Source organism: Glutamicibacter sp. (assembly GCF_035257265.1).
Taxonomy (GTDB): Bacteria; Actinomycetota; Actinomycetes; order Actinomycetales; family Micrococcaceae; genus Glutamicibacter.
Map to the genome: position 1 here is coordinate 85955 of NZ_DATEXC010000018.1, position 19431 is coordinate 105385.

A 19431-nucleotide genomic window follows, 5' to 3' on the forward strand; every position below is an offset into this window, starting at 1 on the left:
GTGGAGAAACTGCTGAAAGCTGCCGAGGATGCTGGCATCAGAGTTCTTTACGGAAGTCTCGACGGGCGCAACGGTGTCTACTACGACGATCTGAGGTTGATAATCCTTGAGCAATCATTGACCCCAGAGATGGAACGTTTCACCCTCGCCCACGAGCTAGGTCACGCGCATCACGGTCACCGGGAAAGTACGCCGGCGAACGAGATGAAAGCTGATGAGTTTGCCGCTAAGTCGTTAGTACATGAGGACGAGTACCAGAGGGCGGAAAGCATCAGCGAGAGCCCTCGTTTCATAGCTCAAGAGTTAGGTTTGCCAGTTAGGGCTATAGAGGCATACTGGAGGCTGAAAGACGTGTTACCAATGGCAACAAGGGTCGGAGCGGGTTAGAAGTAGATCGCGCAAGATCCGCGAGATTTAGGCATTTTTAGACGTAGGTGATGTGCTGAAATGGGTTGAATGGGAAATTCAATTCTCCCCATCTCCACGTATTTGAACCCTCGAGATCCTTATGATCTCGGGGGTTCTGTCGTTAACCTATGTGCGGTATACGACCTATTGCCCAGTGAGTGATCTTCAGTTTCTGATAAAGATTCGCTAGGTCCTTCGTGGCGTTAGCGAATGGCAGACACTTGGGACATGGGGATTCTGCTTGAATTAGTCGTCTGCTCAATCCTTTGGGACTTGGGGCTTACCTGAAGTGAGTACGTGAGCGTGATCCGGTTGCCTCTGCCCGAACGGACTTCAGATGTTGAACGCAGGGGAGCGCTACCGAGGTTGCAGAGACAGCGGTTCGTTGGTAATTCCGGTTCTTAGCTGGGTTCTCATTGGCGCGTGGTGCGTACCTCGGGCCGAAGTGTCAAGGCCGGGCATGGACGGCCTAGGGCAGATCTTGGCGCGTAGATAGATGATGGCCACACTAGGTAACACGGTGCCTTGCGCGCGAGTCATGTCGCGAGGTCGCTGTTTACCACATAGACTGGAATTGAACGGCTAAGCAGACGGCCAGATTGCTGAAACGGAGTGAGATCAGAAACGATGGGTAAAAACGGTTCCCAGCGGGTATCACCGGCTATTTCGGCTATCTATGCTGTGATCGCATTCCTCCTCGAAGTTGGTCTGATTTTCGCGGCAGCGTTGGCCGCCATCGCCTTCGTGCCATGGCCAACTATCCCGTCGATCCTCGTGGTGGTAGTGCCGCTACTAATTATTTGGGCACTCTTCTTCTCACCTAAAGCCAAGTTCCGTCTGCGTCTTCGTATTAGGTTGACGCTACTGCACCTGATCTACCTCGTCGGTGCCTACGTGTTGTGGCTGAGCGTTGATCACTCATTTACCGATCAGTCCCAGATCTGGGCGATCGCGATGCTTGCTCTGACGGGTATAAGCGCCATCCTGGTTCTAGCCACGGGCGGATACGTGGTGCCACACGACCGAGAAAAGAGAACTCCGCAGTCGCCAGGCCAGTCTAAGGATGCGACACGCAATGCACCTCGCGGACGCCGCGCGGCACGCTAAAAAACTTAAAGTAAAAATTATGGGTACGGCCAATTGGTCGTACCCATAATTTTCCCACGTTGGACTATCTAGTCATCAGCCAACCCAGTGCACCAGCGCCGCCGGCAATCACGAAGGTGGAGCATAGATACACGATTGCGCGGGCCTTGTTGACCTCATAAATCAGGCGGAACCCGACAAATAGGGTACTGGCGGTAGTCAGTGAGCCACAGACCCCAGAGGCCAGCAGCCAGAGCCGATCGGCTGCAGGTATGGTGTGCACAAAGTTTTCGTGCGTGAGATCCAACTGGTGGCTGCGTGCGTAACCGAGCACCACGCCTAACGCAAAGCTACCGAGAATGTTCGCAAGCAGGATTCCGCGCGGCCAGCCAGCGAACAGGCCCTGCGCCAAATCGTGTGTTGCAGGAAGCGAACGGTCCAAGAGGTAACGAAATATCGCGCCGAGAGCTCCAGCGACTAACAGCAGCCCGATCACGACAGCTCCTGCGGGCGAGCTAGGTGTCGGTCCAGCAACGTGTGCGTCAAGAAGACGGCAGCTAGACAGAGCACCACGCTGAGTAAGAGGTAGCCGATGTATCCGGCAGCGCTCAAACTAGTAAATAACAGCAGTACCGTCGAAAGGGTGGTGAAGGAACCACAAAAACCGGTGCCTGCGAAAAGCTGCAGCAGCGGTGCCAGCGGCCTGTGCGCAGCATAGGCGCTCAACGCAGCCAAAGCGACGCAACCAAGGACGTTGACGATCAAGGTTGAGGCGGCCCAGACGTTGGCCGGGGTGAGCATGTCAATGGCTACTCGGGCCAGCGCGCCCAAGGCTCCGCCGAGTGCCACCGCCAGGAATTTAGCGAGCTGAGCTCGATCGATCATGGAGCGCAGACCCAGACCAGCGAGGCTTCGATGTAGTTCAGCTGGTGTGGAAGCTCGATCATTGCCCCGGGCACGATTCCTAACTTCTTGGCGCGACGCAGAAACTCTGGGTCTTCGTCGCTCACGCGACACACGATCGCCTGCGCGCCGTGGAACCGATCGAGGCGCTGCGCATCGCGGGTAGCTAGCACCCCCGCGGCCGAGGGGATCGAGTCGCCATGCGGATCGACCTCGGGGTGTCCCAGCCGGGCGTGTAAGGCATCGATGAATCTGTCGGTGACGGTGTGTTCAAGCGCCTCAGCCTCATCGTGCACCTCGTCCCAGACATATCCGAGTTCATCGCGCAGGAAGGTTTCTAAAATCCGGTGTCGGCGCACCATGCGCAGCGCCTCGCGTCGCCCGATGTCGCTCAACGAGATGGCGCCACGCGGAACATGATCGACCAGACCTTTAACCGCAAGCTTTTGCACCATCGAGGTGGCCGAGGCGGGGGAGAGCCCCAGCTGATCGGCTAACGCTCCGGTGCCCACTGGCTCATCTTCCCATTCGGTGAGCAGGTAGAGCGCCTTGAGGTAGTCTTCCTCGCTGGTGGTCAGCTTGTGCGGGTGCAGGCCGGGCATGGTTAACCGCGGTTCAGGTAGGGCAGGATCAGCGGGTGTAGCGCGCCATTGCTGGCCAGCGCATTACCGCCGTGGCAGCCTTCGACGCCCGCGATCGAGGTGAAAGTTCCGCCGGCTTCACGAACCAGTGGGACCAGCGCAGCCATGTCGTAGAGTTCTAGTTCCGGTTCGAAGGCCGCGTCTACCGCGCCCTCGGCGAGCAGTGCGTAGGAGAAGAAATCTCCGTAGCCGCGGGTGCGCCAGGCCTGATCGAGCAGTTCGAGCAGATCATCGAGCTTGCCCAGCGCCTTCCAGCCGTTGAGTGAAGCGTAGGACAGCGAAGCATCAGCCAGTTCGGTGACCTGTGAAACGTGCAGTCTGCGTGGGGCATCGAGCCCTGGTTCGCTGACATACGCGCCTAACGACGTGGCGGCGTGCCAGCGCCGGGACAGCGCCGGTGCCGAGACCACACCCACTACCGGTTCATCGTCGATGACCAGCGCGATCAGTGTCGCCCAGACCGGTACGTGGCGCACAAAGTTTTTTGTTCCGTCGATCGGGTCGATCACCCAGCGCCGCGATCCACTGCCGTGCACCCCAAATTCTTCGCCAAGCACCGAGTCCTCCGGGCGATGTTCGGCGAGCATCGCTAGGATCAGCTCTTCTGCCCCGCGGTCAGCATCGGTGACCGGGGTCATGTCGGGTTTGGTATCCACGCGCAGATCGTTGGCTCCGTAGCGGGCCAGGGTCAGTTCATCGACCCGCTGCGCCATCATCAGGGCGAAGTCGAGGTCCTGTTGCAAGGTGTATTCGGCCATGGGGTAGTGGCGCTAGAGTGCGCCCAGCTCCTTTTCGTGCGAGAGGTCTTCGGTGGTGATCAGTCGGCGGTACGAGGCGAGCCTGGAGGCTGCGGCCGGTGGAGTGTCAGGGTCTTGCACCCAGGCTTCCAGCGCGCAGCCAGCGGCGTTGGCCTGATGGTTGCAACCGCGTGGGCAGCCGGTCGCGATCTGCGCCAGCTCGCCGAAGGCGCCCAGAATATTATCCGGGTCAACCAGCCCGAGCCCGAAGGAACGGATACCCGGGGTGTCGATCAGCCAGCCGCCGGGTGCTTCGCCCAGGCGCAAGGCCAGCGCGCTGGAGGAGGTGTGCCGGCCGCGGCCGGTTACCGAGTTCACCTGTCCGGTGGCTCTGGTGGAGCCGGTGAGCGCATTAACCAGCGTGGATTTACCCACCCCGGAGTGCCCGATGACTACCGAAACACAACCGGCCAAGAGTTCTTCGAGCTCATCTAATGCGCCGACGGCTAGGCGCGCGCTGGAGCCGTCGGCACCGCGCGCATCCACGCCGGTGGCTTCCGAGTCGGTGGTCCGCGAGATCACCACTTCCAGCGGCAACCCCTCATAGTGTTTCAAAAATTCGGCCGGGTCTTTCACATCGGCCTTGGTCACGCACAGTACCGGGGAAATGCCCGCATCGTAGGCGGCCACCAGCGCACGATCCACAAAGCCGGTGCGTGGTTCGGGGTTCGCGGCGGCGACCACGATCACCAATTTGTCCACGTTGGCCACCACCACCCGCTCGGTCGCGTCGGTGTCGTCGGCGCTGCGCCGCAGCAGTGTGCTGCGTTCCTGAATGCGCACTAGTCGCGCCAGCGTGTCGGGCTTGCCGCTGGTGTCACCCACCAGCGCTACCAGATCCCCGGGCACGATCGCCTGGCGGCGCAGTTCGCGGGCACGGGCGGCGATGACGATGCGCTCTTGGGCGGTATCCTCATCCAAAATGGCGGTGTAGCGTCCGCGGTCCACGGTAATAATGCGCCCGATCACTGCCTTGTCGTAGGCGGGACGGTCCTTGGTGCGCGGACGGGTGCCCTTCTTGTTCGGGCGTACCCGCACCGATGATTCGTCGTAGTCGCTATAACGCATTAGCCTGCCTGGCTTGGAGTGCTTGAGGTGCTTGAAATGTTGGCGGTTCCGGCCATCTGCTCCCACAGTGCGGGAAAATCGGGCATGGTTTTAGCGGTAGTCGCAATATTCTCCACCCGAACCCCGTCGATGGCGAGGCCCAATAGCGCTCCCGCGGTCGCCATCCGGTGATCTTCATAGCTGTGCAGATCCGCGGCGCGCAGCGGCCCGGGATTAATCTGCAGCCCGTCCGCGGTGGCGTGTACGCTGGCCCCCACCTTGCTCAATTCGGTTTCCAGCGCGGCCAGCCGGTCGGTCTCGTGTCCGCGCAGGTGTCCGATGCCGCGCAGCGTGCTCGGCGAATCGGCCAGCACACACAGGGCCGCAAGCGTCGGGGCCAGCTCGGAGGCATCGGAGTAGTCGATCCCGCGGAGGGTGCCGGTGCCCGTGACGGTGAGCACCCCCTCCTCGTCCAAGGAGACGTTCGCGCCCATGGCACTAAGGATTTGTACCCATTTCCCGCCGACCTGGGTGGTCTGCGCGGGCCAGAACGGCACCCGCACGGTACCCTGCGAGGCGAGCGCCGCAGCCAAAAACGGTCCGGCGTTGGACAAATCCGGTTCGACGGTGACGGTGAAACCGGCCAGCCGGCCCGGTGCGATCTTCCAGCCGCGGCCGTCGGCGTCCGCAGCCACCTGCACACCGAGTCCGCGCAGCGTCTGCACGGTCATCACAATGTGGTCGGGGCTCGCGATATGCCCGGGCGCCGCACGCAGATGCAAACCGCCCGGCAGCGCATGGCCGATGAGCAGCATCGCGGAAATGAACTGCGAGCTGGCCGACGCGTCGATGCTCACGGTATCTGGCACGCTCACCGAGCTGGCATCAAGCGTAAAGGGCATCAGCCCGGGCTGATCGGCAAAGCTAAATTCCACGCCGAGCTCAGCCAGGGCATCAAGCACCGGGGCCATCGGACGAGCCCGAGCGGCTGCATCACCGTCAAAGTGCACGCGTGCCCCGGTGGCCGCGGCCAGCGCCGGCACAAAACGCATCACGGTTCCGGCTAGCCCGCAGTCGATGTGCAGGGCTGCTGCGCCAGCGGCGCGCAGCGCGCCTGGCTCGGCGGGGTGCAGCACCACGGTGGTTGACCCATCGTCCTGGGTCTGCCGGGTGATCTGCGCGCCAAAGGCTTCCAGGGCAGCCAGCATCAGCTCGGTGTCGCGGCTGATCAGCGTGTTGTGGATCGTGGAGGGCGTCTGTGCCAGCGCGGCCAGCAGCAGATACCGGTTGGTCAGCGATTTTGAGGCCGGCACGTGCACCGTCGCATCCAGCTTGCCGGAGGCAAAAGGTGCCTCCCACCAGTTCAGTTCGCATCCATGAGCGCTCACAGAGATAATCGCACTTCCCGTCTAAATCGGCCGTTGAACTCTTTGCCTAATTCTAGCCGAGAGCGCGCCGGGAATAACCGTCAGGGGTCGGCGGTTGAAATAAGTGTGACGACGATGGAACAGACACAGACACAGGCACCCTGCAAGGCCCGGCCCGGTGTGAGCCGCGCCCTGTCCACTAGCCGGGTCAAGCGCGTAGACTCATCGGTGATGACTGATAACACCGTGGACACGGACTTGCCCGATGTGAGCAAGGAGACCGAGGACGAACGTCGTGCGCGTTTTGAGCACGACGCACTCGGTTATGTCGACCAGCTGTACTCGGCGGCGTTGCGCATGGCGCGTAACCCGGCCGACGCCGAAGATCTGGTGCAGGAGGCCTTCACGAAGGCCTACTCGGCATTCCACCAGTACAAGCCCGGGACTAACCTGAAGGCTTGGCTGTACCGAATTCTGACCAACACCTACATCAACCTTTATCGCAAGCGCCAGCGCGAACCGCTGCGCACCTCGACGGACACCATCGAGGACTGGCAGATGGCCGCGGCCATGGAGCATAGCCCCACCGGGTTGCGCTCCGCGGAAGTTGAGGCGCTCGATCACCTGCCCGATTCCGATGTGAAGGCTGCCTTGCAGTCCATCGGCGAGGATTTCAGGCTCGCGGTGTACTTCGTGGACGTCGAGGGATTCAGCTACAAGGAAGCCGCCGAAATTTTAGGGGTGCCGATCGGAACCGTGATGTCACGGTTGCACCGCGGACGTAAGTCGTTGCGCGAACTACTGGCCGATTACGCCGCAGACCGTGGCATCAGAGCCCCCGGGGCAGGCGCCAAGGCCACAGCGAAGAAAGCGGAGAAGTAGCGATGGACTGTAATTCATTGGGGGACTGCGCCGATGACCGCATGGTACGCATTTATGAGTACCTCGACGGCGCGCTGACGCTGGGCGACCTGAAAGACGTTAAAGCACACCTGGATCATTGCCCGGAATGCACCGAGCAGTACGATCTGGAGTGCATCATTCGTTCGGTGGTGCGCCGCAGCTGCCAGGAGGCTGCCCCGCAGCAGCTGAAAATGAATATTATTACGCGCATCTCGCAGATCCGCATCGAATCCGGGCACTAAGCCCGGCGCGGATAACGACCCAAAAAGAAAACCCCGTATCCTTCGAAGTTACTTCGAATGGTACGGGGTTCTTTGTGCTCAAATCGCTTAGCTGTTTGGGCGCTTGCCGTGGTTGGCACCGCCACGCTTACGATCTTTACGCTTACGTGAACGCTTCGACATGGTGACTCCTTTGCGGGATCAATAATTGCCTTCCCGAATGCTCGGGCCGGCTAATAGTCTTTCATACCTTGGCACCATTGCCTAACCGGTGCGCCGGTGGTGAGTCGGCGATTGCCCGGCTTCAGCTGGCGTCTGGTTCGGGCAGATCCAACCATGAATACCAGCCACGGTGCAGTACCAGCCAGGCCATCAAACCATAACCGGCCTGACCCGGCACGCCGCCGGATGCGGTCAGGTCACTGCGCCACTGCGAGTGGGCGCGCAGCGGAGTGAAGGTGTCGATGTAATGGTGGTTGCGACGCAGCGCCACATCAGAGTAGACCCGGTTCAACTCCGCTACGCGTTCATTGCGTGCGTCATCTAACCCCGGAGCCGGACCCACCAGCAATGCTTTAATGCTCATCTGCGAGGCCGAATCGAGGATGTTGGCCAAGTTCAAGCGGCTGCGCGCTGTGGTCAGCCCCAAATCCACGTCCCGATCGGACAGCGCAATAACCAGACGGTTTTCGACCTGATCGCCAAAGCGCCGGGAGGCTTCGCCCATCCAGCGTTCGGCCAGAGCTTCGGAACCTTCTGCCGGCGCGGCGAGCACAAAGGACTGCAACCGCAGAGCGGGGTCTTGGGTTCGAGCCATCACTCGGCCGAACCAGCCCAGTGCGCGCGGGTCGCCGTGTCCTGCAAGTAACTCATCGCCGATGGCGGTGATGCGGATGGTGCGAAATTCCAACTTGGCGACCTTTCGTTGGTAAAACTAAATCTTTGTCAACCTTAGCAGTGTCCAGTTGCCAGATCGGGGAGGCAGGATCGGGTTAAAGACCGCAGCCGGCGAACCCGAGACCGTAATGACGGGATCGGGTTCGCCGGCTGCAGTTACACAGAGTCGAGCGTGTCGCTTAGCGTGCGAACGCGGCCTTGAGCAGCACCGCAGCTTCAGCTTCGTGACGCTTCGCGTTACCCGCGGAGGTCGCAGCCGAGGCCGGGCGCGAAACGAGGCTGACCTTCGTATCGAGCTCAGGAGCCACGTACAGGCCGAAGAACGGCCATGGGCCCTGGTTCGCAGGTTCGTCCTGAACCCACGAAACGCTGGCGTTCGGGTACTTCGCCAGCTCGTCGGCGATCTGCTTCACAGGTGCCGGGTAGAGCTGCTCAACGCGAACGATCGCAACCTTCTCATCCTGCGCCTTGCTGCGCGCAGCGATCAGGTCGTAATACAACCGGCCGGAAACCAGCAGCACCTTTTCGACGGCATCCTTGTTGCTGATCGTCGAATCGGCGATGACCTCCTGGAAACCACCGGTGGTGAAGTCCTCTACCGCCGTTGCCGCGGCCTTCAAACGAAGCAGCTGCTTCGGGGTGAAGACGATCAGCGGCTTGCGCGGACGGGCATAAGCCTGGCGGCGCAGCAGGTGGAAGTGGTTTGCACCGTTGGAAGGCTGGGCCACAACCATGTTGTTCTCCGCGCACATCTGCAAGAAGCGTTCGATGCGTGCCGAGGAGTGGTCTGGACCCTGGCCCTCGTAGCCGTGCGGCAAGAGCATGACCAGCGAGGAGGACTGGGACCACTTCTGCTCGGCCGAGGAGATGAACTCGTCGATCACGGTCTGCGCGCCGTTGACGAAGTCACCGAACTGCGCTTCCCACAGGACCAGTGCATCCGGGCGCTCCACCGAGTAACCGTATTCGAAGCCCAGGGCAGCGTATTCCGAAAGCAGCGAGTCGTAGATCCACAGCGGGGCCTGGTCATCGGACAGGTGGTGCAGCGGGTACCACTCGTTGTCGTTCTCGCGGTCGTGGAAGACCGAGTGACGCTGTACGAAGGTACCGCGGCGCGAATCCTGGCCTGCCAGACGGACCGGCACACCTTCCATGGACAGCGAGCCCAGGGCAGCCAGCTCGGCGAAGCCCCAGTCAATGCCGCCTTCGCGGGACATCTTCTCGCGGCGCTCCAGCAAGGCCTTGAGCTTGGTGTGCATGGTGAAGTCCTCCGGAACGGCCAGGTGGGCCGCGCCGATCTTCGCCAGCGTGGACTCGGTGATCGCCGAGCCACGTGCACCGTCGACGGTGTTCTCGTCGGCGGCCTGCGCGAAAGGCTTCTCCAGGTCGTTGATGGTCGAGCCCGGGGTGATGATCGGGATCGGCGAGGTCTGCGCGGCGTGAGTTTCGGAGAAGATCCGTTCCAGGTTCCCCTTGTACTCTGCCAGCACGTTCTCGGCTTCCTCCGCGGTGATATCCCCGCGGCCAACCAGGGCCTCGGTGTACAGCTTGCGGGTGGAGCGCTTCGCCTCGATCAGGTTGTACATGATCGGCTGGGTCATCGACGGATCGTCGCCCTCATTGTGACCGCGGCGGCGGTAGCAGATGAGGTCGATGACGACGTCCTTGCCGAACTTCTGGCGGTACTCGAAGGCCAGCTGGCCCACGTGTACGACGGCCTCCGGGTCATCCCCGTTGACGTGGAAGATCGGTGCCTGCACGGTGCGTGCCACATCGGTGGCGTACACCGAGGAGCGTGAGGAACTTGGAGCGGTGGTGAAGCCGATCTGGTTGTTCACGATCACGTGCACGGTGCCGCCGGTCTTGTAGCCTGGCAGCTGGCTCATCGCCAGCACCTCGGAAACTACACCCTGGCCGGCGAATGCTGCGTCGCCGTGCACCAGAATTGGCAGCACATTGTTCTTCGAATCCATGCGGTCCAGCTTCGCGCGGGTGATGCCCTCGAGCACCGGATCCACGGCTTCCAGGTGCGATGGGTTCGCGGCCAGGTAGACCTTGGTCTGGTTGCCGGCATCCGAGGTGTAGGAACCCTCGGTGCCCAAGTGGTACTTCACGTCGCCCGAACCCTGGACCGAGCCCGGAGTTGCGGTGCCCTCAAATTCGCGGAAGACCTGTGCGTAGGTCTTGCCGGCAATGTTGGTCAGCACGTTCAAGCGGCCGCGGTGCGCCATGCCGATGGCAACCTCGTCCAGCTGCTCGTCGGCAGCGTCGGAAATGATCGCGTCCAACAGCGGGATCAGCGATTCGCCACCCTCAAGGGAGAAGCGCTTCTGGCCGACGAACTTGGTCTGCAGGAAGGTTTCAAACGCTTCGGCGGCGTTCAGCTTCGACAGGATGCGCAGCTGCTCATCGCGGGATGGCTTCGCGTACCCGGATTCCAGCTTCGACTGGAACCATTCGCGCTCCACCGGGTTCTGCAGGTGCATGTACTCGGTACCGGTGGTACGGCAGTACGCGTCACGCAGGATTCCCAGGATGTCGCGGAGCAGTGCACGGTTTTTGCCGCCCAGCCCGCCGGCAACCCATTCGCGATCCAGATCCCACAGGGTCAGCCCATAGGTCTGGATGTCGAGGTCCGGGTGCTTGCGCTGCACGTATTCCAGCGGGTTGGTGTCCGCCATCAGGTGGCCACGCACGCGGTAGGAGTTGATCAGGTGCTGGATGCGCGCGACCTTGTTGACTACCAGGTCGACGTCGACCTGGTTGTCGATGGCCCAGCGTACCGGCTCGTAAGGGATCCGCAGCTGCTCGAAGATTTCGTCGTAGAAACCCTGCTCGCCAAGCAAGAGGGATTCGATGAGCTTCAAGAATTCGCCGGAACCTGCGCCCTGGATCACGCGGTGATCGTAGGTGGAAGTCAGCGTGATGTGCTTGCCGATGCCCAAATTGGCGACGGTCTTCTCCGAGGAACCACGGTATTCTGCCGGGTATTCCAGTGCGCCAACGCCCACGATGGCGGCCTGGCCCTTGGAGAGGCGAGGCACCGAGTGCACGGTGCCGATGCCGCCTGGGTTGGTCAGCGATACGGTGGTGCCCGAGTAATCGTCGGCGGTCAGCTTGTTATTGCGAGCGCGTTTGATCAGGTCTTCGTAGGTGGTCCAGAACTCGTTAAAGCTCAGGGTCTCCGCGGCCTTGATATTCGGCACCGCAAGCATCCGCGAGCCGTCAGGCTTGGGAATGTCGATCGCGATACCGAAGTTCACGTGCGCCGGCTGGATCGCGGTGGGCTTCTTATCGATTACGTCGTAGGTGACGTTCATCGAAGGGATCTGGCTCAGCGCACGGATCACGGCGAAGCCGATCAAGTGGGTGAAGGAGATCTTGCCGCCGCGGGCACGCTTGAGGTGGTTGTTGATGACGATTCGGTTGTCGATCATCACCTTCGCCGGCACGGCGCGCACGGTGGTCGCGGTAGGCACGGTGAGCGAGGCATCCATATTGGTGGCGATGGCCTTCATTGGCCCGCGCAATGGGGTGCGTTTTTCCTCGCCGTACAGCTCGGTCGACGGGGCAGGCTTCGGCGCCTGTGCCGGGATCGGAGCGGTTTTCGGAGCGGCATCCTTCGCCGGAGCCGATTCGGCCTTGGCTGGCGCCGGTGCAGCTGGCGCCGAGTCGGTGGTGCGAGCCGCGGCCGCGGCGCGAGGTGCGCCCTGGCCATTGCTCGACGCTGCCGGTGCTGCCGGGGCAGCCTTGGGTGCTGGCGCCGGCGGTGCGCTTGGCTCCGCCTTTGCCGCCGGTGCCGCAGGGGCAGCCGATTCATTGTTTTCGGTGGTGAGGGACTCGAAAATATCCCACCATTTTTTATCGACCGAGTTCTTATCGACGAGATACTGCTGGTACAGCTCGTCTACTAGCCACTCGTTTCCACCAAACTCTTCAGTAAGTCGGTGGTGTGCTTGCTCTGGCACGTGCAACGCCTCTTCCCTGATTTCTACGTTGTTCTAGCTTGAGCCGGTGGTAGCCCGAGGACGTGAAAATGGCCACCGATACTCACAAGATTTCTAGACCTGCGCTCCAGTCTAGTGACATCTTGCAAGGTTTTGCCACGAGTCGTCGGGAATATCACGAAAGTGTCGCTAAACACTGACCATTTACCCCGGGGTAACTACCGCATATCGCGCCGGGCAGAATATTGTGCGCGATCGGCGATCTTTCGTTAGACTAAATCGCACTATGGAATCTCATTCTCCAAGCCGGTCCGTCGCCCGCGGGCGCAGCACCGGCCATCACACCGAACGCCTGGCAGATTCTGCCTCCCGATTGGAGCCTTCTAGTTGCCGCTTAGAGCAAACTAGAGGCCTTCTGACCCCCCGATTCCAGGGGCGTGGCTAACGCCCATGGAATGGATCTTCATACTTTTCGGTGTACTGCTCATTCTTGGCACCGGTTTCTTTGTAGCGGTCGAATTTTCGCTCGTCGCCCTCGATAAAAGCACGGTCCAGCAGGCCATCGACCGCGGCGAAGCGGGCGCCAAACCGCTGCTGCAGTGCCTGACCTCGCTGTCCACGCAACTTTCAAGCTGTCAGCTGGGCATCACGCTGACCACGCTGCTCACCGGTTATGTACTTGAACCGGCGATGAGCCAGCTGCTCGCCCCGGTACTTGAAAACTTCGGCATTGGCGGCGCCAGCGCCACCGCGGTCGCCGTGGTGATCTCCCTGGTGGTGGCCACCTTGCTCTCGATGCTGATCGGCGAGTTGGTACCCAAGAACCTGGCGATCGCTAAGGCTATGGCGGTAGGTAAGGTACTGGCCCGCCCGCAGCTGGTGTTCACCGCCATCTTCAAGCCCGCGATCGTGGTGCTCAACGGTTTTTCGAACATGATCCTGCGCAGGTTCTTCGGCCTCGAAGCGAAGGAAGAAATTTCCGCCGCCCGCAGTGCCCAGGAACTTGCCTCGCTCGTTCGCCGTTCCGCGGAACTTGGGACCCTTGACATCCAGACCGCGCGATTTATGGAATCAACCATTGAATTTTCCGAACGCACCGCGGCCGATGTGATGACTCCGCGCACCTCGATGGCCACCATCGAATCCGAGGCGGATCTCTCCGAACTCATCGCGATGAGCGCGGATACCGGGTTCTCCCGGTTCCCGGTCACCGAAGGCTCCAGCGACGACATCCAGGGCATCTGCCACGTCAAAGCCGTCGTTTCGGTGCCACGCGAACGCCGTGCGGCACTGCAGGTCGGCGAATTTGCACGCGACGCCCTCTACGTTCCGGAGACCATTCACCTCGATGTGCTGCTCGAACAACTTCGCGCCGCGGAATTCCAGGTGGCGATCGTGATGGACGAATACGGTGGCACCGCCGGACTGGTGACCTTGGAAGACCTGGTCGAAGAGATCGTCGGAGAAGTATCCGATGAGCATGACGAGGACGAGGAAGAGGCGGTCACTCAGCCCGACGGCCAATGGCTGTTCCCCGGAATGAACCGTCCGGACCACATCAACGAGCACTTTGACAAGGATGTGATTCCCGACGACTCGGCCTACGACACCATCGGCGGCTTTATGCTCTCGCAGCTTGGACGCCTGGCCGAATTGAACGACACCGTGCACACCGAGGCCGGCACCTTCACGGTGACCGAACTCGATGGCCGCCGGATCGCGCAGGTACGTTTTGAACCTGCCCCGGCCGATGCGGAGGACACCCATGAGTGACCTGATGGGAATCGCCTGGCTCTTCATCCTGCTGGCGGTCAACGCGTTCTTCGTGGCCGGCGAATTTGCCGTCATGTCGGCGCGCCGCTCGCAGATTGAACCGCTGGCCGACGAGGGAAATAAACGCGCGAAGATCGCGCTGTTCGCCATGGAGCACGTTTCGATTATGCTCGCGGTCTGCCAGCTGGGCATCACCGTCTGCTCGTTGCTGATCCTGAACATCTCCGAACCTGCGCTGCACCACCTGCTCGGCGTGCCGATGATGGCATTGGGGATGCCGGTTGAGGTGGCGGACACCGCCGCCTTCCTGATCGCGCTGGTGCTGGTGACCTTCTTGCACGTGACCTTCGGCGAAATGGTGCCGAAGAATATTTCGGTGTCCGTCGCCGACAAGGCGGTGATGGTGCTGGCGATGCCGCTGGTGGGCGTCTCCAAGGTGCTCAAGCCGATCATCGCGATGCTCAACGGTGCGGCCAACCTGTTCTTGAAACTCTTTGGTGTGGAACCACAGGACGAGGTGACTAGTTCTTATACCGCCGCCGAGGTGCGTTCGATTATCGATACCTCCTCGCAGGAGGGCACGCTGGAAAACAAGCACGCGCTGCGGCTGACCAAGGCGCTGGAATTTTCCACCGTCTCGGCAGCCTCCTGCATGGTGGAAGTTGACAAGCTTTTCACCCTGGAGTGGGGTCAGACCACCGCGCGCGAATTTGAAAAGAAGGTCGGCAAGACCGGGTATTCGCGCATGCTGATCACCCGCGAGGATGTGCCGGTGGGCTACTGGCATGTCAAAGACGTGATGCTGATCGACGATGCACACTCCACCGCGCCGCTGCGCGATCTGCCGCTGCACCCACTGGGTGTGGTGAAGCAGGATACCGAAATCGAGGAAGCGCTGGAGAGCATGCGCCAGGAGGGAAATCACCTCTCGGCAGTGGTCAACGAGGCCGGCGCCACCATCGGCGTACTGTTCCTGGAGGACATTATCGAGGTGCTGGTGGGCGAGATCAGCGATTCGACGCAGAAGCGTCACGCCCCCCCAAGCTCGCGGCAGGGCAACTAGCCTCACAAGCAAAAGCGTATTGCGAACCAGTCGCAACTGGTAGAGTTAACTGCGGCATCGTACCCACGATGCCGCAGTTACTTTTTGCGTGAAAGCCGGTTTATGAGCACTTCCCCGATCCTCAGCTTCGACGCAGCAACCCTGGCCTTCGGCCGGCGGGTGCTGTGGCAGGAATTGAACCTGCAGGTGAAACCCGGGGAATTTCTGGCGGTGCTCGGGCCCAACGGTTCGGGAAAAACCAGTTTTATCAACACCATGCTGGGCACCACCGCGCTCAGTGCCGGGAACGTATCCATCGCCGGAGCCCCGGTTCGCCGCGGCTCGAACCTGGTGGGCTTGATCCCGCAGCAACGCCCCTTTGGTGACAACGTTCCCTTACGCGCGCGCGATCTGGTGGCGCTCGGAGTAGACGGCAACCGGCCCGGGATCCGCATTGCCCGCAAGGCGGTGCACGCCAAGGTTGATGAGCTCTTGGAATTGGTCGGCGCCAGCGCCTATGCGGACCGCCCGGTCGGCGATCTTTCGGGCGGCGAACAGCAGCGTTTACGCGCTGCGCAAGCACTGGCCGGAGACCCGCGCGTGCTGCTTTGTGATGAACCATTGCTCTCCCTGGACCTGCACCATCAGCAGGCGATCAGCCAGGTCATTCACCGCCAGGCCGCCGAACACGGCGCCGCGGTCATCTTCGTCACCCACGAGATCAACCCGATCCTGCCCTATGTGGACCGCGTGCTCTATCTGGCCGAGGGCAGGTTCCATCTCGGCAGCGTGGATGAGGTGATGCAGTCCTCGGTGCTGAGCAATCTTTATGGTGCTCCGGTTCAGGTGCTGCGCGTGAACGGGCGGATCGTGGTGGTCAGCGGCGACGGGCAGCGCCAGCTGCCGCCCGACGGGCATGAACACGCCGGGGACCACGCATTTGAGACCGGAAAGTAGCCGACGATGGACTTCGCAGATTTTATCGACCGCACGCTGAACTTCGACGACTACGGGCTGCTGCTGCCGCTGGTCTCCAACTCGCTGATCGCAGGCGCCGCCCTGGGCATCGTCGGCGGGCTGATCGGCATCTTCATCATGATGCGAGATATGGCCTTCGCGGTCCACGGGATCGCGGAACTTTCCTTCGCCGGGGCGGCCTTTGCGCTGCTCATCGGGGTCGACGTGGTGACCGGATCGGTGGCCGGCTCGCTGATTGCCGCACTGGTACTCGGAGTCCTAGGGACCCGGGCGAAGGATCGGAACTCGATCACCGGGGTGCTGATGCCCTTCGGCCTGGGCCTGGGCATCTTGTTCCTCTCGCTTTATGAAGGGCGCAGCGCAAATAAGTTTGGCCTGCTCACCGGGCAGATTGTCGCGGTCGACGACGTGCAGCTAGGAGGCATGCTGGCGCTGTGCGCGGTGGTGGTGCTGGCGCTGATTCTGCTCTGGCGTCCGCTGACCTTCGCCTCGGTGGATCCGGTCCTGGCCAACGCCCGAGGCGTACGCACCGGTGGACTATCGATCATCTTCATGGTGATTCTGGCGTTGGCGGTGGCCGTCGCGATTCAGGTAGTTGGTGCGCTGCTGGTGCTGGCGCTGCTGATCACCCCGGCCGCCGCGGCCTTGCGGGTTAGTTCCAACCCGGCGCTCACGGTGATTTTAGCGATCGTGTTTGCCGAGATTTCGGTGCTCGGCGGTATCCTGCTGGCGCTGGCCGGTTCGCTGCCGATCAGCCCATACGTGACCACCATTTCCTTCGTGATCTACCTGGTCTGCCGCGGCGTGGAAGCGCTGCGCAGTCCGCGCAAACACCAGGTTTAACCGCCGGCAGATCTGCCGGCGGACCCGCGGTCCAGCGCAGCTCAGCTGGCTTTGCGCCGGCAGTCCTCGCAGAGCCCGTAAATTTCTACGGTGTGCTCCGGATCGGTGAACCCATTTTCCGCGGCCACCCGCGCCGCCCAGCGTTCCACGGCCGGGGCGAGCACCTCCACGGTCTTCGAGCACACCCGGCAGACCAGGTGGTGGTGGTGCACCTCGGTCTCACAGCGCCGGAAACGGGCCTCGCCGTCACCGCTGCGCAAGACATCGACCAGGCCATCGTCGGCCATTGACTGCAGCAGCCGGTACACCGTGGCCAGCGAGACCTGCTTCGCCGAATCCACCAGCCAGCGGTGCAGCTCCTGGGCGGTGGCAAAATCGTCGACCTCGCCCAACGCCTCGGATACCGCGAGCCTCTGTTTGGTCACGCGGGTTTCTGGCTGCGCCATCTCGCTGCACCGTTCCTTCCTGAAAACTTTTTGGTCCGGGCCCACTAAGGCGCCCTTAGAACCTCAATTTTAGCCAACTTCGCCGCAAGAAACGTGTCTGTGACTGGCCGAGGGCGCGCCGTCGGCCTAGGCTGAAGCTATGCGCATCACATTACGCGGGCATTCCGCCATCCACGTGGCCACCATCGATGGTTCCTTGCTGCTCGATCCCGGCGTCTGGTCAGAACTTGACGGGGCCTTCAGCGGGATCAGCGCGGTGCTGCTCACCCATGAACACGCGGACCACGCAGATCAGCCACGGATTGCGGCCGCGGTGATCGAAAATTCGATGCTGCGCGTGTATGCGCCCGACGCGTTGGCCCGCGCCCTGCGTGAGGCGCTGCCCGGGCCCCACCAGGCACAAATTACGACGGTGCAGGCCGGGGACGACTTTGTGGTCGGCGGCATCCGCGTGCGCGCCTTCGGTGGCACCCACGCCACCATCCATAGTTCGATCGAGCTGGTGGCGAACCTCGGCTACCTGCTCGGCGAGAGCGAGCTCTTCCACCCCGGGGACAGCTATCAGGTGCCCATCGGGATTCGCCCGCAGGTGCTGGCGCTGCCGCTGATGGCCCCGTGGGCAAAGATCGCGGAGACCATGGATTTTGCTGCCGCGGTGGGCGCGCCGGTATGGGTGCCGATCCATGATGGGCTGCTCAACGATCGTGGCCGCAAGCTCTTTGACACCCAGCTCTCGTCCCGAGCCCAAGATTCCGGCGCGACGCTGCACCGGCTGGAGCCGGGCACCAGCTACGAACTTGCACAGATCGGAACGGGCGCATGAAACCACTGATTCCGGCCTCCGAGCTGGCTGCACGACTAGCCGAGCCCACGCTGGTGCTGCTCGATGTGCGCTGGGCGCTGGGCCGCACCGACGGCAAGGCGCACTACGCCGCGGAACATATCCCCGGCGCGGTATTCGTCGACCTGGACACAGAACTAACGGGCGCCGTCACCCCGCATTCTGGCCGTCACCCGCTGCCGGCGCCCGCAGATTTTGAGGCCAGCGCGCGCAGTTGGGGGATCGCCCAGGATTGCTCCGTGGTCATCTACGATGATTCCGGTGCGCTGGCCGCCGCCCGCGCCTGGTGGCTGCTGCGCCACGCGGGTTTTGACCAGGTGGCGGTGCTCGACGGCGGCCTGGACGCGTATAAGGAGCTGGGCGGACAGCTGGCAAGCGGCCAGGAGCATAACCCGCCCGGGGACGTGCAGCTGAGCTGGGGCGCCATGCCGGTGCTCGGATTCGAACAGCTACAAGGTTATGCCGGCACGCTGATCGATTCGCGCGCCACCGCCCGCTACCTGGGAATCGAGGAACCTATCGACCCGGTGGCCGGGCATATTCCCGGGGCACGTAACCGGCCCACCACAGACAACCTCGACGCCCAAGCCAGATTCCTGCCGCCATCCGCCCTGGCCCGCGCCTTTCAGACTCTGCAGCAGGGAGCAAAAACGGCGGGGGATGACGCTGGGTTAGCCGCCTATTGCGGGTCCGGGGTGACCGCCTGCCACCAGGTGCTCGCCGGCGCGCAGGCCGGATTGGAGATCGCGCTCTACCCGGGCAGCTGGTCACAATACTGTTCCTACCCGCAGGCGCCGGTCACCACCAGCGATGAACAACACCGCCACTAACCGAAAGGCCCTTTATGAGCACGCTCTTCAGCAAAATTATCAACGGAGAGATCCCGGGACGCTTTATCTGGTCCGACGAGACCTGCGTCGCGTTCCTCTCCATCGGACCGCTGCGCGATGGCCACACCCTGGTGGTGCCGCGCGCGGAGATCGACGAATTTACCGACGCGGACGACGCATTGCTCACGCACCTGAACCTGGTGGCGGCGAAGATCGGCCGCGCGCAGAAACGAGCGTTTAATGCGGCCCGTGCCGGGCTGATGATCGCCGGTTTTGAGGTCCCGCACCTGCACGTGCACGTCTGGCCGACTAATTCGCTAGCCGACTTTGACCTGTCCAACGCGGCCGTCAATCCGGATCCGGCACGCATGGACCAGAACGCGGCCGCACTGCGTGAGGCGTTGCGCGAAGACGGTTACGCGCAGTTCGTCCCGGCAGGCTAGGCTCCCGCGGGATGCTGG

The 19431-nt window shown here is 62.1% G+C and carries 21 protein-coding genes; 11 read left to right on the forward strand and 10 right to left on the reverse strand.

The features are described 5' to 3' along the window. Positions 1–387 (forward strand): ImmA/IrrE family metallo-endopeptidase, encoded by a 387-nt coding sequence (locus VJ369_RS03430; protein WP_324090742.1) that lies wholly within the window; start codon positions 1–3, stop codon positions 385–387. 648 nt (positions 388–1035) lie between these two features. Beyond that, positions 1036–1515, forward strand: a complete 480-nt coding sequence (locus tag VJ369_RS03435) for a DUF2568 domain-containing protein (RefSeq protein WP_096256404.1) — start codon at positions 1036–1038, stop codon at positions 1513–1515. Positions 1516–1579: 64 nt separating this feature from the next. Here the strand turns inward: VJ369_RS03435 and VJ369_RS03440 are convergent, their stop codons facing one another. From VJ369_RS03440 to aroA, 6 genes are read right to left on the reverse strand one after another with little or no spacing between them, the layout of a single operon-like run. Beyond that, the gene (locus VJ369_RS03440; RefSeq protein WP_324090743.1) at positions 1580–1990 is read right to left on the reverse strand and encodes a fluoride efflux transporter FluC; all 411 of its coding nucleotides are present in this window, start codon (positions 1988–1990) and stop codon (positions 1580–1582) included. After that, positions 1987–2379 carry a FluC/FEX family fluoride channel gene (locus VJ369_RS03445; RefSeq protein WP_188686591.1) on the reverse strand — a complete coding sequence of 131 codons (393 nt, stop codon included), beginning with the start codon at positions 2377–2379 and terminating at the stop codon, positions 1987–1989. Before VJ369_RS03445 ends, VJ369_RS03440 begins: the two co-directional genes overlap by 4 nt. Continuing rightward, positions 2376–2999 (reverse strand): metal-dependent transcriptional regulator, encoded by a 624-nt coding sequence (locus VJ369_RS03450; RefSeq protein ID WP_324090744.1) that lies wholly within the window; start codon positions 2997–2999, stop codon positions 2376–2378. The genes VJ369_RS03445 and VJ369_RS03450 overlap by 4 nt, the downstream gene beginning before the upstream one ends. Positions 3000–3001: 2 nt before the next feature. Continuing rightward, positions 3002–3796 (reverse strand): inositol monophosphatase family protein, encoded by a 795-nt coding sequence (locus tag VJ369_RS03455; RefSeq protein WP_096256408.1) that lies wholly within the window; start codon positions 3794–3796, stop codon positions 3002–3004. 12 nt (positions 3797–3808) lie between these two features. Next, positions 3809–4903, reverse strand: a complete 1095-nt coding sequence (gene rsgA, locus VJ369_RS03460; protein WP_324090745.1) for a ribosome small subunit-dependent GTPase A — start codon at positions 4901–4903, stop codon at positions 3809–3811. After that, positions 4903–6270 (reverse strand): 3-phosphoshikimate 1-carboxyvinyltransferase, encoded by a 1368-nt coding sequence (gene aroA / locus VJ369_RS03465; RefSeq protein ID WP_324090746.1) that lies wholly within the window; start codon positions 6268–6270, stop codon positions 4903–4905. The genes rsgA and aroA overlap by 1 nt, the downstream gene beginning before the upstream one ends. A gap of 210 nt (positions 6271–6480) precedes the next feature. Here aroA and VJ369_RS03470 point away from each other — a divergent pair, with 210 nt between their 5' ends. Both VJ369_RS03470 and rsrA read left to right on the forward strand, forming a co-directional pair. Further along, the gene (locus VJ369_RS03470; protein WP_324090783.1) at positions 6481–7131 is read left to right on the forward strand and encodes a sigma-70 family RNA polymerase sigma factor; all 651 of its coding nucleotides are present in this window, start codon (positions 6481–6483) and stop codon (positions 7129–7131) included. A 2-nt stretch (positions 7132–7133) separates the two neighbouring features. Further along, a complete protein-coding gene (rsrA, locus tag VJ369_RS03475; protein ID WP_324090747.1) occupies positions 7134–7394 on the forward strand; it encodes a mycothiol system anti-sigma-R factor in 261 nt (86 codons plus the stop codon). An 87-nt stretch (positions 7395–7481) separates the two neighbouring features. Here the strand turns inward: rsrA and VJ369_RS19140 are convergent, their stop codons facing one another. The 3 genes from VJ369_RS19140 to VJ369_RS03485 all read right to left on the reverse strand — a co-directional run bounded on the left by VJ369_RS19140 (position 7482) and on the right by VJ369_RS03485 (position 12238). Beyond that, entirely contained in the window at positions 7482–7556 is a 75-nt protein-coding gene (locus tag VJ369_RS19140) for a 50S ribosomal protein bL37 (RefSeq protein WP_374954809.1), read from the reverse strand. 121 nt (positions 7557–7677) lie between these two features. Further along, positions 7678–8283 (reverse strand): GDSL-type esterase/lipase family protein, encoded by a 606-nt coding sequence (locus VJ369_RS03480; protein WP_096256413.1) that lies wholly within the window; start codon positions 8281–8283, stop codon positions 7678–7680. Between the two features lie 166 nt (positions 8284–8449). Next, positions 8450–12238, reverse strand: a complete 3789-nt coding sequence (locus VJ369_RS03485; RefSeq protein ID WP_324090748.1) for a multifunctional oxoglutarate decarboxylase/oxoglutarate dehydrogenase thiamine pyrophosphate-binding subunit/dihydrolipoyllysine-residue succinyltransferase subunit — start codon at positions 12236–12238, stop codon at positions 8450–8452. 429 nt (positions 12239–12667) lie between these two features. On the opposite strand from VJ369_RS03485, the gene VJ369_RS03490 reads away from it, so the two are divergent. The 4 genes from VJ369_RS03490 (at position 12668) to VJ369_RS03505 (ending at position 16853) form a co-directional block, all read left to right on the forward strand. Continuing rightward, the gene (locus VJ369_RS03490) at positions 12668–13990 is read left to right on the forward strand and encodes a hemolysin family protein (protein WP_324090749.1); all 1323 of its coding nucleotides are present in this window, start codon (positions 12668–12670) and stop codon (positions 13988–13990) included. Continuing rightward, positions 13983–15053: a hemolysin family protein gene (locus tag VJ369_RS03495; protein ID WP_324090750.1), complete on the forward strand. Its 1071-nt coding sequence runs from the start codon at positions 13983–13985 to the stop codon at positions 15051–15053. Before VJ369_RS03490 ends, VJ369_RS03495 begins: the two co-directional genes overlap by 8 nt. A 102-nt stretch (positions 15054–15155) precedes the next feature. Further along, complete coding sequence (locus tag VJ369_RS03500; RefSeq protein ID WP_324090751.1) at positions 15156–15989, forward strand: metal ABC transporter ATP-binding protein; 834 nt, start codon at positions 15156–15158, stop codon at positions 15987–15989. A gap of 6 nt (positions 15990–15995) precedes the next feature. Continuing rightward, entirely contained in the window at positions 15996–16853 is an 858-nt protein-coding gene (locus VJ369_RS03505) for a metal ABC transporter permease (protein WP_324090752.1), read from the forward strand. A gap of 41 nt (positions 16854–16894) precedes the next feature. Here VJ369_RS03505 and VJ369_RS03510 read toward each other — a convergent pair whose 3' ends face one another. After that, positions 16895–17299, reverse strand: a complete 405-nt coding sequence (locus VJ369_RS03510; protein ID WP_105678820.1) for a Fur family transcriptional regulator — start codon at positions 17297–17299, stop codon at positions 16895–16897. 139 nt (positions 17300–17438) lie between these two features. Between VJ369_RS03510 and VJ369_RS03515 the strand changes: the two genes are divergently transcribed. From VJ369_RS03515 to VJ369_RS03525, 3 genes are read left to right on the forward strand one after another with little or no spacing between them, the layout of a single operon-like run. Beyond that, positions 17439–18122 (forward strand): MBL fold metallo-hydrolase, encoded by a 684-nt coding sequence (locus VJ369_RS03515; RefSeq protein WP_324090753.1) that lies wholly within the window; start codon positions 17439–17441, stop codon positions 18120–18122. Further along, complete coding sequence (locus VJ369_RS03520; RefSeq protein ID WP_324090754.1) at positions 18119–18970, forward strand: sulfurtransferase; 852 nt, start codon at positions 18119–18121, stop codon at positions 18968–18970. Before VJ369_RS03515 ends, VJ369_RS03520 begins: the two co-directional genes overlap by 4 nt. Before the next feature lie 14 nt (positions 18971–18984). Then, complete coding sequence (locus VJ369_RS03525; protein WP_324090755.1) at positions 18985–19413, forward strand: HIT family protein; 429 nt, start codon at positions 18985–18987, stop codon at positions 19411–19413. The last annotated feature ends 18 nt before the right edge of the window (positions 19414–19431 follow it).

Bases quoted from the DNA above. Each gene is read 5' to 3' on its own strand.
- VJ369_RS03520 (WP_324090754.1), top strand. From the start codon at position 18,119: ATGAAACCACTGATTCCGGCCTCCGAGCTGGCTGCACGACTAGCCGAG.
- VJ369_RS03490 (WP_324090749.1), top strand. From the start codon at position 12,668: ATGGAATGGATCTTCATACTTTTCGGTGTACTGCTCATTCTTGGCACC.
- VJ369_RS03455 (WP_096256408.1), bottom strand. From the start codon at position 3,796: ATGGCCGAATACACCTTGCAACAGGACCTCGACTTCGCCCTGATGATG.
- VJ369_RS03505 (WP_324090752.1), top strand. From the start codon at position 15,996: ATGGACTTCGCAGATTTTATCGACCGCACGCTGAACTTCGACGACTAC.
- rsrA (WP_324090747.1), top strand. From the start codon at position 7,134: ATGGACTGTAATTCATTGGGGGACTGCGCCGATGACCGCATGGTACGC.
- VJ369_RS03515 (WP_324090753.1), top strand. From the start codon at position 17,439: ATGCGCATCACATTACGCGGGCATTCCGCCATCCACGTGGCCACCATC.
- VJ369_RS03445 (WP_188686591.1), bottom strand. From the start codon at position 2,379: ATGATCGATCGAGCTCAGCTCGCTAAATTCCTGGCGGTGGCACTCGGC.
- VJ369_RS03525 (WP_324090755.1), top strand. From the start codon at position 18,985: ATGAGCACGCTCTTCAGCAAAATTATCAACGGAGAGATCCCGGGACGC.
- VJ369_RS03435 (WP_096256404.1), top strand. From the start codon at position 1,036: ATGGGTAAAAACGGTTCCCAGCGGGTATCACCGGCTATTTCGGCTATC.
- VJ369_RS03510 (WP_105678820.1), bottom strand. From the start codon at position 17,299: ATGGCGCAGCCAGAAACCCGCGTGACCAAACAGAGGCTCGCGGTATCC.
- rsgA (WP_324090745.1), bottom strand. From the start codon at position 4,903: ATGCGTTATAGCGACTACGACGAATCATCGGTGCGGGTACGCCCGAAC.
- VJ369_RS03495 (WP_324090750.1), top strand. From the start codon at position 13,983: ATGAGTGACCTGATGGGAATCGCCTGGCTCTTCATCCTGCTGGCGGTC.
- VJ369_RS03450 (WP_324090744.1), bottom strand. From the start codon at position 2,999: ATGCCCGGCCTGCACCCGCACAAGCTGACCACCAGCGAGGAAGACTAC.
- VJ369_RS03470 (WP_324090783.1), top strand. From the start codon at position 6,481: ATGACTGATAACACCGTGGACACGGACTTGCCCGATGTGAGCAAGGAG.
- VJ369_RS03500 (WP_324090751.1), top strand. From the start codon at position 15,156: ATGAGCACTTCCCCGATCCTCAGCTTCGACGCAGCAACCCTGGCCTTC.